Consider the following 12,643-nt stretch of genomic DNA (forward strand, 5'->3'; position numbering starts at 1 on the left):
AGTGACGTTATGAATCGACGTAGTTTTATAAAAGGCGCGATAGCATTAAGCGCATGTTCGTCTTTAATGCCATGGCTGTCGGCGTGTTCTGTATCGGCGAAAACCTTGTTTGCGAGTGCGTTTACAGATAAAGCAAACCGACATTATGTTGGTTGGTTTGACGAGCAAGGTCATTTACATGGTCGCGTTGAGATCTCTGAGCGTGCTCACGATTTAGCGTATATTCAATCGCAAAATCGAATAATCGCATTTGCTCGAAGACCCGGCGTCAAGTTGCACGTTATTGATGTCGCATCGAAGTTGGTGGTTAAAGAAATTGACGCCCAGCCTAAGCATCACTTTTTTGGTCATGGTGAATTAAATGCTGATGAAAGTTTATTGTTCACTACAGAAAACTACTTTGATGAACATATGACAGAGCGAGAAGGTTTAATCACCGTTCGAGATACCAAACACTTTTCTATTGTTCGGCAGTTTTCAAGTCACGGAGTTGGACCCCATCAACTTGCGATGTTAAGTGATAATCAAACTTTGGTGATTGCTAATGGCGGCATTCATACTCATCCTGCTAAATCGAGAGAAAAGCTAAACCTAGACACCATGCAACCGAACTTAAGTTATATAAATACACTAAATGGTGAACTTGTTGCTAAGCACCAGCTACGCGACAAGCATTTAAGTATTAGACACTTGTGCGTGGCTAATGATGATACCGTTTACTTTGGTTGTCAGTACCAAGGCGCTGTATACCAAGTGAACCCGCTTATTTATGGTCATAGGATCGGTGAGCAGATCCAGCCGATGCAAGCAAGCGAAAAAGAATGGATGCGTTTTAAACAATATATCGCAAGCCTTACAGTCAATGATCAAAATGAACTGGCTGTCACTTCTCCTCGAGGGGGCGTTGTGAGTATTTGGGATAGAAGCACGGGAAAATTAAAGTCTTTATCAATGCTTGATGATACTGCTGGCGTTGCAAGTAACAAACGTACATTTATTGCAACAACGGGCCGAGGTAATTTGGTTGGAGTGGACAAAGCGCTAAGTGCGATTAATCACCATGATATTAAGTGGGATAATCATTTGATCAGCTTTATGACTTAAATTAAACCGCTGGCAAATTTCATTTTAAGCACAGGTAAAATTTGATGCGTTTTCAGTTATTAACGACTGAAAGCGCATTTTCTCTTTTGGAGACCTCTTTTTTTGAGTTGCATCTTGTCGTTCAAAACCCGCTCATTCATACTCACTCCTTAATTACGAAGTAATCTGCGCTCTGAATAGTAAATTTACCTCTTGTGGTTACTTTCAATACAAACGGCAGAAGCCAAAACAACGAAAATAATAAAGTAATGTACGGATATGATTTCAGATAACAATAAAACACTTTTCCACTATTTTTATTTATTACTCGGACCAGCCATTTTCTTATCAACCTTTTTAATTGATACGCCATCTGGTATGCCTGAGGTCGCTTGGAAAACCGCAGGTTTAGCACTGTGGTTGGGTGTGTGGTGGGTGAGTGAGGTTGTGCCTATTCCTGTGACCTCATTAGTGCCCATCATTGCAGTGCCATTGGCGGGTATTAACGATATAAAATCTGTGACGAGTGTGTACTCTCATCCGCTTATTTTTCTATTTTTAGGCGGTTTTTTAATTTCTATTGCGATGGAAAAGTGGCACTTACACAAAAGAATTGCACTCATCACCATGCTAAAAAGTGGTAATAATCCAAAATTCCAGATTTTAGCCATGATGATGGTCAGTGGCTTTTTATCAATGTGGATCAATAATACCGCAACAACCTTAATGATGTTGCCGATAGCCTTGTCAGTTATTTATGTTTTACGAGAAAACAATAGTAGTTGTGACAATTATGGTAAGGCACTGTTACTGGCGATTGCTTATAGCGCCAGTATCGGAGGAGTGGGAACCATCATTGGGACTGCGCCTAATGCACTGATGGCAGCTTATTTGTGGGAAAACCATCAAATCAAAATTGGTTTTGCTCAGTGGATGATGTTCGCCGTGCCATTCGTCTTTACCATGATTATTATTTGCTGGTTTTGGCTGACTCGATTTGCTTTTAGCGTAAAACAAGTGGGCAATAACGCTCAGTTAAACACACTTTTTCAAAAACAAGTAGATGAACTGGGTAGCATGACACTCGCCGAGAAAAACGTTCTGTTTGTGTTCGTTTTTGCTGCTATGAGCTGGGTATTAAGGCCTTATTTAGCAAGTTGGACAGGGTTAAATATCACAGATACCGGTATTGCCATCATAGCGGCGTTATTGCTTTTTGTTTTGCCTGCCAAAAAAGATAATAAAACCAAGGTGATGGACTGGGATGCAGCCCAAGCTGTACCTTGGGGGATTTTATTGTTGTTCGGCGGTGGCCTTGCGCTTGCCGCTCAAATTAAAAGTTCTGGTCTGGCGCAATATATTGCGGATATGCTGGCAGGGGCATCTACTATCCCCCTTATTTTAGGTGTGTTAGTGGTCGCGACGTTAATTTGTTTTTTAACTGAGATAACATCTAATACTGCTACAGCCGCTGGCTTTTTGCCTTTACTGGGCCCTGTTGCAGAGCAAATCGCAGGTACGCCATTGATTTGGGTAATTCCTGCTGCAATCGCTGCGAGCTGCGCATTTATGATGCCTGTTGCAACACCGCCAAATGCAATTGTGTTCGGATCTGGTGAGATAAAAATAAAAGATATGGTCAAAGCTGGTTTTATGATGAATATCATTGCAGTCTTACTCATAACCTTGTTAACTATGACACTCGGCTCTTGGGTATTTGGTTACTAAAACAGGCAGACTTTTGCAGCAAAAACTATCGACCAAACTTTGTGTTTACTTTTTATGTTTAATTATCGGTTTGTGCGCCATCTATCATGTTGGCGTACAATACGATCTCAAACAAACTCGTCAAAACAGTACTGAGAATCTAGAAAAACTTCATCAATATTTCACCTCTGAACTTGCGCGCTTTACTTCAATTCCAAATCTAGTGCGACAAAATACGCACATGTTGAATTTGCTCGATGAAGATACAACACATGACTTAAAACCACTTAATGAATACCTTGCAGACATTCAAATTGCTAGTGGCGCATCAGATGTCTATGTGTTGAATGAGCAAGGCTGGGTTACTGCAAGTAGTAACTGGCAAGCATCCCATAGTTATATTGGAAGCAACTTTGCATTTCGACAGTATTTTTATGAAGCGGTTGAAAACGGAAACGCGATAGATTTTGCTGTTGGTTTAAGGTCTGGTGCTCGGGGCATTTATATTTCTCAGGCAATAGAACAGCAAGGCGAAGTCAAAGGTGTCATTGTTGTTAAGGTAAATGCCAGTCATTTTGAAGATGTTCGAGACAGTTTGGATACAGGTCAGCAGCATAGTTTTATTTTAATGGACAGCTCAGGCATTGTTTTGATGTCCGATCAAGAAAAATGGCGTTTAATTTCAACTAAACCACTGAGTCAAACTGACATAGATGAATTTGATGCATCACGGCAGTTCTCAGGACGTGAGATTAACACTCAGCTCTGGCGTTTTGATGAGCAAGCAGAGCGGTTACAAATTTCAACAGAAGGGCGTTTAGCTAAAAATTTTGTGTTTGCCAAAAAGTCACTTAATTCACTGGATGCGTCACTGTATTTACTTTCTGCAATTGATGATGTGACAGCCAATCAATGGAGCCGTTTAGCACTGAGTTCAGTTTTATTACTGGCGTTATTTATTATTCTTGAAGTAATTTTGGTCAAGCTGGCAGGCTACAAGCAGTTACTCTTTACTCAAAGAAGTTTGGAAGCGCAAATTAACGCCCGCTCTGAGCAGCTACTAGAAACACAGCAAGCCTTATTACGCACTGCAAAACTGGCCACTATCGGTCAACTCAGCGCCGGAATTAACCATGAGATAAGTCAACCACTTACAGCCATGAGTGCTTATTTAACGAGTAGTAAACGACTGCTATTGAAAGGTCAGTACGAAAAAGTACAAGAAAACTTAATACTGATTGAAGACTTAATCAAACGAACTCATACAATCGTTGCCCAATTGAAGCATTTTAGTAAATCACAAAAGCCAAATTTGGCACTACACAAACTTAAAGACTTATTTTCTAATGCGTTAATTATCATTGGTCCTGAGCTTAAAAAGTATAATATCGAGTTAAATAATGAGTTAGACGAGATAGAAGTCTGGGTTGACCCAATTTTATGCGAGCAAGTTTTTGTGAACCTCCTTTCTAATGCATGCCATGCGATGCAAAAAGTTCAAACTAGAAAACTGACAATCACTAACCGAATTGATGAAGGTAAATCATCAATAAAGATTTCTGATACCGGGATAGGTATTGAGTCACATACTCTTGAAAGTATTTTTGAGCCTTTCTTTACCACTAAGTCGGGTAATGGTTTGGGCTTAGGTTTATCTATTTCTAAACAAATTATACACTCCTTCAAAGGTGAACTGAGTGCTGAAAATAATTCTGATCTCGGCGCGAGTTTTATCCTAACACTGCGAACATCAATCGGTTCAGACCCACTTTCTAATGAGAAGAGAATTTAAATGAGTCATTCCAGCGTCATTGTTATTGATGATGAAAAGAGCATTCGTGATGCCTTAAAGCAACTACTAGAATTAGAAGGCTATGAGGTGTTTTGCTATGGCGATGCCAATGCCGCGTTGAGCAAATTAAGCCGCCGTTTTAATGGAGTGGTGTTAAGTGACATCAATATGCCTAAACTCAACGGCCTTGAATTTATAGAACAAATTAAGCAATTCGACAGCGAGTTACCGGTTATTTTCTTAACGGGTTTTGCGGATGTGAACATTGCGGTTAAAGCCATGCACCTTGGTGCCTATGACTTATTTGAAAAACCAATTACCGATAAGCTGTTAGATTGCATAGCCAGAGCCTCTGAAAAGCGCGCTTTGGTGCTTGAAAACCGAGAGCTTAAGCAAAGTGTGAAACAACATTCGGGGCCTGGGGTGCGAATTTTAGGTCAAACTCAAGTCATGCAAGATATGCTGCAACTGCTCGATGCGGTGTTAGATACCCCAGCTGATGTTTTAATTGAGGGAGAAACTGGCACAGGTAAGGAGCTGGTGGCACGTTACCTTCATGAGCATAGTAACCGCAGTAAACATAATTTTGTGGCCATTAACTGTGGTGCCATTCCTGAAGAGTTGATTGAAAGTGAATTGTTTGGTGCAAAAAGTGGTGCCTACACAGGGGCACATAGTTCGCGTATTGGTAAGTTTGAATATGCGCAGGGCGGCACCGTATTTCTAGATGAAATTGAAGCTATGTCGCCTAGCTTACAAGTTAAGTTATTACGGGTTTTAGAAGAGCGTAAAGTCACACCTGTTGGTGAAAACACCTCGATTGATTTAGATGTCAGAGTGATTGCAGCAACTAAAGTGGACCTACAAAACTTGGTTGATGCGCAGCAATTTAGAGCTGACCTTTATTACCGTTTGAATTTACTTAAAGTGCCCATTCCTGCATTGCGTGAAAGAAAAGCAGATATTCCTCTGTTGTATAAGCATTTTTGCTCCATTGCAGCGACCCGTTTTCATAAGACATTTGAACCTATTACACCCGAGCAAGCCTTGCTACTCAGAGAAAAGCCTTGGCCGGGTAATGTGCGAGAGCTTAGAAACCATGCTGAAAGAACAGTTTTGTTGGGTAAGGCATTGGCCTTAAAAGATTTAGAGCAAGTCTCTCAAACTGATGAGTCATTGAGTTTACAAGAAAAAGTGAGTTATTTTGAGCAATCATTAATTGAAGAGGCTCTCTCTCAATCACAAGGCAGTATCAAAGAAGCCATGGCGCTGTTGCAATTACCTCGTAAAACCTTATACGACAAAATGGCAAAGTATGGTCTAACCCGTACTATGTTTACCGAATCAGAATGAGTGTGTGGTTTTGGTGACAAGCGCAGTAAAAGTATGTGTGAAAATCCGCACATTGTTTACGGCTTTGTTGTAAAAAAAATTTAATAACTAATTGAAAATAGTCGTTTTTATCTTTTTGGCAACCATCTTGTAACACTAGGGTGTGTTTATCTTTGAAGTTGCAAAGGTCAACACGCCCTGATCACAATTATAAAAAAGGTAAAACAAGATGACAGCAAGTAAAACTCTAATCGCACTCGGTGTGATGGCCACATTTTCAAGCACCGCTTTTGCTGCCGATTACAATGTGTATGGTAAAGCCGAAGTACAAATAGCAGACACAGACAAAGGGTTAATGCGTTATACCAAAGCGGGTACGCAAATTGACGCGCCATTTTCACGTATCGGCATTAAGGGCGATCATAAACTGAGTGATTCTCTTAAAGTGGTGTTTAAATACGAAGTACAAGTAAAGGGTTTTGAAAACGACGACACTAAATCGCCATTTTCATCGCGTAACACCTATGTAGGTTTGGCTGGCAACTGGGGAACCTTGGTGGTTGGCCGTAACGATACGCGCTTTAAATACAGCGAAGGTAAAGTTGATCAATTTAACGAAACCCAAAGTGATATTGCGCAAATTCTACCTGGACAAGACCGACTAGGCGATACCCTCACTTATAGCAGTAAAACTTATAACGATCTGTCGTTCTCGTTTACCTATGCACCAAAAGATGATGCTTCAAATGAAGAAACTGGATTTGCTGCCACCGCAATTTATGGCGACCGTGCTTTAAAAGCTAAGCCTTTTTATATTTCATTAAGCCACACAGATAGCTTAAATGATTTGGTAGCGACTCGTGTTGTTGCAGCGTATAAGTTTGATGCATTCCAGCTGGGTGCTATCGTTCAAGACAGTGAAAACCTAGATGGCAGCAAATCTGGCAAAGGCTATTTGGTCAGTGCAAGTTATAAAATGGGTAGTTGGGTGCCTAAAATTCAATTAGGTAGAGATACCAGCAAATTACGTCATGCGGAAGAAGCAACCCAATGGACACTGGGTACAGACTACATACTCGATAAGCAAACCAATTTGTATGCATTAGTCACACAACTGGATCTTGAGTCAGACGATGATACGTCAATCGCTATTGGCATGAAGTATAAGTTTTAAGGGTTAAAGTATGTCTGATTATTCATCTGCGCATCCAATAAAATATGCCATGTTGTTTTTAGGACCACTGGCAATGTTACTTACTTGCTTTGTATCGCCACCCGAAGGCATGAGTGTCGAAGCTTGGCGAACAGCGGGTTTAGCTTTTTGGTTGGCTTCTTGGTGGGTGAGCGAAGTCGTGCCTATTCCAGCGGCATCTTTGTTACCTTTGGTGGTATCACCACTAGCTGACATCGCACCCATTAAATCGGTTGCAGCACCTTATGCGCATCCACTTATTTTCTTATTCTTAGGTGGTTTTTTAATTTCAATTGCTATGGAAAGGTGGGGATTGCATAAGCGCATTGCATTAAAAACTATGCTTTATGCGGGCTCAAAGCCAAGTGTGCAAATTCTAGCTATGATGTTAGTGACGGCTTTCTTATCTATGTGGATGTCGAACACGGCCACTGCGGTGATGATGTTACCGATTGCATTATCGGTTATTCATCTTGTTAAAGAGCGTGACAGCAGCAATGAGGCGTTTGGTAAAGCGCTACTGCTTTCGATAGCTTATGGTGCGAGTATTGGTGGTATTGCTACCCTGATAGGCACGCCTCCAAATGCATTGATGGCAGCTTATTTGGCTGACAGTTATCAAATCGAAATTGGTTTTGCGACTTGGATGGCGGTTGGCTTACCTTTATCTGTCACCATGCTATTTATTACTTGGTTTTGGTTGACGAAAGTCAGTTATAAAGTCGATGATTCTGACGCAGAGGTTGATACTAAAACACTGTTTAAAAAGCAATTAACAAAATTAGGTGACATGTCTCGTGCAGAAAAAGGTGTGTTGGCTGTATTCATTTTCGCAGCATTAAGCTGGATTTTTAGACCGTTACTAGGTGACTGGACTGGGCTTAAAATTTCAGATACTTCAATTGCGATCGCAGCGGCATTAATGTTGTTTGTTATTACTGCTGATAAGAAAACAGGTGAGCGCATTCTGGATTGGGACAGTGCGGCAAAAGTGCCTTGGGGTATTTTACTGTTGTTTGGTGGTGGTTTAACCCTTGCGTCACAAATTAAGTCGTCAGGTTTGGCAACTTATATTGCTAACTTATTGGTGTCGGCTGACACCATTCCATTAGTGGTAAGCGTTTTGCTGGTGGCTGGATTAATTACTTTCTTAACAGAGATCACCTCAAATACTGCAACGGCTGCAGGTTTTTTGCCATTACTTGGTCCTGTAGCAGAGTCGATAACAGGCACGCCATTAGTGTGGGTGATACCTGCTGCCATTGCAGCAAGTTGTGCCTTTATGATGCCAGTTGCAACGCCACCGAATGCCATTGTATTTGGCTCTGGCGAAATAAAGATGCGTGATATGATTCGAGCAGGCTTTGTGCTGAATATTGTCGCGATTGTACTCATAACTGTACTAACACTGACTGTCGCAAGAAGCGTTCTTTCTTTCTAATTTGAAACAACTAACAGGCTCATTTATAGTGTATTTATTCAAATACCGATAAATGAGCCATGTTGTGCAATACGAGATAGATCCCCAACTGACAAAGCAACTTGAATCTCTTAAAGTTGCTTTTATGCATCATCCCAATTCATCCGTAGAAACACGCATTTCTTTATTAAAGAAAATAAGAACTCAGCTTGTTACAGCCGAGCAAGACTTTATAGCCGCCTCTAATAAAGATTTTGGAAATCGTTGCACTTTTGACACTCAGATGGCGGATTTCATGCCAGTAATCGGTGGGATCGATCATATTATTAAGCATCTAAATTCTTGGCTTAAACCGAGTAGGCGTAAAGTGGGACTCCAGTTTGCATTTTCGTCCGCCCATATAAATTATGTGCCCAAAGGAGTCGTGGGGGTTATATCACCCTGGAATTATCCGATTCAGCTAGCGTTGATGCCTATAATTACTGCATTAGCAGCAGGGAATCGTGTAATGCTAAAGCTCAGCGAATATACGCCTGCGACAAACCAACTCATAAAAGAAATTTTAGAACCTTTTTCAGATTATTGTTGTGTAATTGAAGGCGGGCCAGTTGTAGCGAAAAGTTTCAGTGCGTTACCCTTTGACCATTTGTTTTTTACAGGTAGTACTGAAATAGGTAAGCATGTGATGCGTGCTGCCGCGAATAACTTAGTACCCGTTACTTTAGAGCTGGGAGGTAAATCTCCTGTTGTTGTTATGGACGATGCAGATATTAAGCATGCAGCAAGAAGTATTGTATTTGGCAAAACGGCAAACGCTGGGCAGATATGTGTTGCGCCTGATTATTTGGTCGTTCATGAAAAGTGCAAGACTGAGTTGATCGAAGAAATAAAAAAACAATACAAAAAACACTTTAAAACTGGTTCAAACCTAGACAATTTGACCTCAATTGTTAATCAGCAGCAATATGAACGACTTATTGAATTAATTGGGGATGCGCTGCATGATGGGGCATACGTTTGGAGCGAACCAAATAGCGAAAATTTTGAAACTCGAAAACTCGGACTCCACCTTATTGACAATGCTTCAAACAGAGCGAGAGTTCATCAAGAAGAAATATTTGGTCCATTATTACCTATTAAATCCGTGTCTAGTTTTGATGAAGTAATCAAGGTAATTAAACATAACCCTAATCCTCTTGCTACTTATTTATTCACTAAGAATAAAGTTCTTGTAAATCGTGCAGAGCGAGAGATTCAATGTGGCGGATTAGTGATTAACGATGTGCTTTTACATGTTGCAGTAGAAGACTTACCTTTCGGTGGTATTGGGTCATCGGGTATGGGCCAATACCATGGCAAAGAAGGGATTTTAACTTTCAGTCATGCAAAAAGTGTTTTTAAAAGTGGCAGATTAGGAAATCCAAGAATGCAATTACTTTTATCACGTTCAAAATTACTAACTTGGTTTGTGAAAACCTTACAAAAATAAGTAGGGTATAAGAAAAGCGCCTTAGCGCTTTTCTATTAGTTTATTTTAGAGCCTGGGAAATAGGTTTTCTCTTGAATGCGCCAATACAGTTTGTTTGCTTTTTCAATCGCTTTTTCAACTTGAGAAGGAGACAGTTGTTGTTCATCAAGCTCTCGACTTTTCATCGCTTGGCGATTACCGTTATATTCAGCTAAGGTGTTCCATATAAATGACTTTTCGATGTTTTTCTCAACACCCAGCCCTTCATAATACATTAGGGCGAGGTTGAACATTGCCAAGGTGTAGTTGCTCGCTGCGGCCTTTTCGTACCAGTCCATTGCAACAGCATAATCTTTTAACACGCCATCACCATTGGTATACATCACCCCTAGATTGAATTGTGCAGCAGCAAGATTTTTGTTGGCAGCCTGAGTGAATAGCTCAATAGCGCGTTGTTTATCTTGTTTCACACCACGACCTTCTTCGTGCATTACCGCTAATGAAAACATCGCATCGGCACTACCCAGTTTTACTGCTTTTTGAAATAACTCTGCTGCTTTACGTGGGTTTTTAATAACGCCATAACCGCCTTCATGTAATTTAGCTAACTCATAAATGCCAGGAGCATAATTCATGTCAGATAAATACTGAAACTCCTGTAAAGCCCTTTCAAAATCACCTGCGTTTGCAGCTTCAATCCCTTCCTCTAATCCTGCCGTTGCAGTAAAGCACACGCTAAATAGGCCGGCGAGTGCAAACTTCTTTAAGTTATTACGCCACATGGTTATTCTCTTTGATGGTCGGTTTTTTGAGTTTAAAGCAACCTAAAGAAAAAACAAACCCTAAAGTGTAACTAAAGGCTTAGGCTTTGAATCAGGTTTAGCGTAGCTTAAACGATTGATTTTGCATGTAGTGTGATAACTGTCCAATCCAGTTATTGCGACTGTGTTTGCTGCTTCTATGTCGATAAAACCATCTGGTTGTATGACCGAATCAGGACAGTGAAGCGCAATTAATTCACCAATGACTAAGTGAGTTTGGTTCACCTCAATTACCTGCTCACTGACTAGTTTTAGACCCATTTTAATTTCAGACTCTTTAACGAACGGCGCTTTGAAGTCATTCAAATATTCTGCTGTTAAACCTGTTTCAGTAAATTCTGATTGTTCTTTTTCGTAACGAGCAGATGTTTGGTGCGCTTGGGTGACTATATCTTCGTTCACATGGTTTAGGGTATAGAAACCCGTTTCTAATAGATTTTCAAAAGAATGTCTTGGTACTGAGTGTGGGCGAATGATCATACCAAATAAAGCTGGGTTAGCGCCTAAATGAAAAACAGAACTCACAATCGAAAGGTTCTCTTGACCATGTTTATCAACGGTGCCTAATAAATTTGCGCTTTTGAAACCGGATAAGCTATTTATTAAATGTGCACGATATCTTTGTTCTAATTCATTGAGAGATTGAGTATTAAAAAACATAATTCACCATTGTATAGATTGGCCTTGCCAATCGAGATAATTAATTAAGTCGTTGTTGTCTGATTCTGCCACTTGCTTGTATAGGCATTCAGCAACAAATTCGGGTTCAAATAGCTTGCCGTCTGGTACATTTTTTTGAAAAGGTTTAGACAGTGGTGTGTCTGTGGTGCCAGGATGGAAAAGCAAAACAGTACTTTTTGGGCTTTGACGTTTTAGTTCAATCGCAAAACTTTTCATCATCATATTAAGTGCGGACTTTGAGCTTCGATAGCTGTACCAGCCACCTAACCCGTTATCTTCGATGCTACCAACACGGGCTGATAGCGCGGTGACGACACAGTTATCAGAACGATTGAGCAATTTAACTAGACGCTTAAGCCAAAGCATAGGTGTGATTACATTCGAATTGAAAAGAGCTTGTGCGTAAGCTGGGTCAAATTGTCGGATGCTCTTTTCTGGGCTATACAAGTCTGAATGTAATTGGCCATTAAAAAATGTGATGGTTTTTATTCTCACACTTTCTGATAAGTAAGTATTTTGAAAAGTCGATACAGAATTAGAAATTGATTCATCAGAGTAATTCGTGGAGAAGTGATGAATATTTTCAGAATTAAACTTTAATGTTTTCTGGCTAAAACTCACCACTACATCAGTAGGGTTTTGCTCGGTAAGTTTCTTAATAAACGCTAAAGCGATTTTACTGCTCGCACCAATAACAAGATGCAGTGATTTATCTTTGGCATTGTCCATTATTACACCCGTCTTTGACTAAAAAGTGTGAGATTTTCACTCTATGTTTGGCAAATAACAAATAGCCTTTATCAGCGAACCACTTTATTGGTTGCACTCGTAGCAGTCTCAACCATGGATATTTACCAACAGTTTGCCAAGCTTGTACGTTTGCATCCAAACCAAGTAATAACGTGCCATCATCAGAAAAGCCGTGCAATATTTGTAGAGTATCTGATTTAGTAATGTTTGGATAAAGTCGATTGAAATCGAGTTCATGAATATCATGAACATTAATCAAAGTGAGCTTGTTTTCAAGGTCAAACTGCTTGAGCTTTCTCATTTCTTTGGCACACAAAGGGCATTGGCCGTCATAGAGTAGTTGCATTTGCTTTATGCTGCTTGGTAATTAAGTAGTTAAAATTACGCTTAAAATTCA

The 12,643-nt window shown here is 40.2% G+C and carries 11 protein-coding genes; 7 read left to right on the top strand and 4 right to left on the bottom strand.

Features of this window, described 5'->3' with window-relative positions:
• Positions 1-9: 9 nt before the first annotated feature.
• The 7 genes from PP2015_RS20925 to PP2015_RS20955 all read left to right on the top strand — a co-directional run bounded on the left by PP2015_RS20925 (position 10) and on the right by PP2015_RS20955 (position 10,015).
• Positions 10-1,104: a DUF1513 domain-containing protein gene (locus tag PP2015_RS20925; RefSeq protein WP_083496716.1), complete on the top strand. Its 1,095-nt coding sequence runs from the start codon at positions 10-12 to the stop codon at positions 1,102-1,104.
• Between the two features lie 258 nt (positions 1,105-1,362).
• Positions 1,363-2,811: an SLC13 family permease gene (locus PP2015_RS20930; RefSeq protein ID WP_058032423.1), complete on the top strand. Its 1,449-nt coding sequence runs from the start codon at positions 1,363-1,365 to the stop codon at positions 2,809-2,811.
• Between the two features lie 13 nt (positions 2,812-2,824).
• Positions 2,825-4,582, top strand: a complete 1,758-nt coding sequence (locus PP2015_RS20935; RefSeq protein WP_058032591.1) for a sensor histidine kinase — start codon at positions 2,825-2,827, stop codon at positions 4,580-4,582.
• On the top strand, positions 4,583-5,935 hold the full coding sequence (locus PP2015_RS20940; protein ID WP_058032424.1) for a sigma-54-dependent transcriptional regulator: 1,353 nt from the start codon (positions 4,583-4,585) through the stop codon (positions 5,933-5,935).
• Positions 5,936-6,143: 208 nt separating this feature from the next.
• Positions 6,144-7,088, top strand: coding sequence for a porin (locus tag PP2015_RS20945; RefSeq protein WP_058032425.1), 945 nt, complete (start codon positions 6,144-6,146; stop codon positions 7,086-7,088).
• Positions 7,089-7,098: 10 nt separating this feature from the next.
• Positions 7,099-8,547, top strand: coding sequence for an SLC13 family permease (locus tag PP2015_RS20950; protein WP_058032426.1), 1,449 nt, complete (start codon positions 7,099-7,101; stop codon positions 8,545-8,547).
• A 64-nt stretch (positions 8,548-8,611) separates the two neighbouring features.
• The gene (locus PP2015_RS20955) at positions 8,612-10,015 is read left to right on the top strand and encodes a coniferyl aldehyde dehydrogenase (protein WP_227009266.1); all 1,404 of its coding nucleotides are present in this window, start codon (positions 8,612-8,614) and stop codon (positions 10,013-10,015) included.
• Positions 10,016-10,050: 35 nt separating this feature from the next.
• Here the strand turns inward: PP2015_RS20955 and PP2015_RS20960 are convergent, their stop codons facing one another.
• Genes PP2015_RS20960 through PP2015_RS20975 form a run of 4 tightly spaced genes read right to left on the bottom strand, consistent with a single transcriptional unit; the run spans position 10,051 to position 12,592 of the window.
• Complete coding sequence (locus PP2015_RS20960) at positions 10,051-10,776, bottom strand: tetratricopeptide repeat protein (RefSeq protein WP_058032428.1); 726 nt, start codon at positions 10,774-10,776, stop codon at positions 10,051-10,053.
• 60 nt (positions 10,777-10,836) lie between these two features.
• The gene (locus PP2015_RS20965; RefSeq protein ID WP_058032429.1) at positions 10,837-11,475 is read right to left on the bottom strand and encodes a flavin reductase family protein; all 639 of its coding nucleotides are present in this window, start codon (positions 11,473-11,475) and stop codon (positions 10,837-10,839) included.
• Between the two features lie 3 nt (positions 11,476-11,478).
• Positions 11,479-12,225, bottom strand: a complete 747-nt coding sequence (locus PP2015_RS20970) for an SDR family NAD(P)-dependent oxidoreductase (RefSeq protein WP_058032430.1) — start codon at positions 12,223-12,225, stop codon at positions 11,479-11,481.
• A complete protein-coding gene (locus PP2015_RS20975; RefSeq protein WP_058032431.1) occupies positions 12,206-12,592 on the bottom strand; it encodes a thiol-disulfide oxidoreductase DCC family protein in 387 nt (128 codons plus the stop codon). Before PP2015_RS20975 ends, PP2015_RS20970 begins: the two co-directional genes overlap by 20 nt.
• Between the last annotated feature and the right edge of the window lie 51 nt (positions 12,593-12,643).

The sequence above is a fragment of the Pseudoalteromonas phenolica genome (genome assembly GCF_001444405.1).
Taxonomy (GTDB): Bacteria; Pseudomonadota; Gammaproteobacteria; order Enterobacterales; family Alteromonadaceae; genus Pseudoalteromonas; species Pseudoalteromonas phenolica.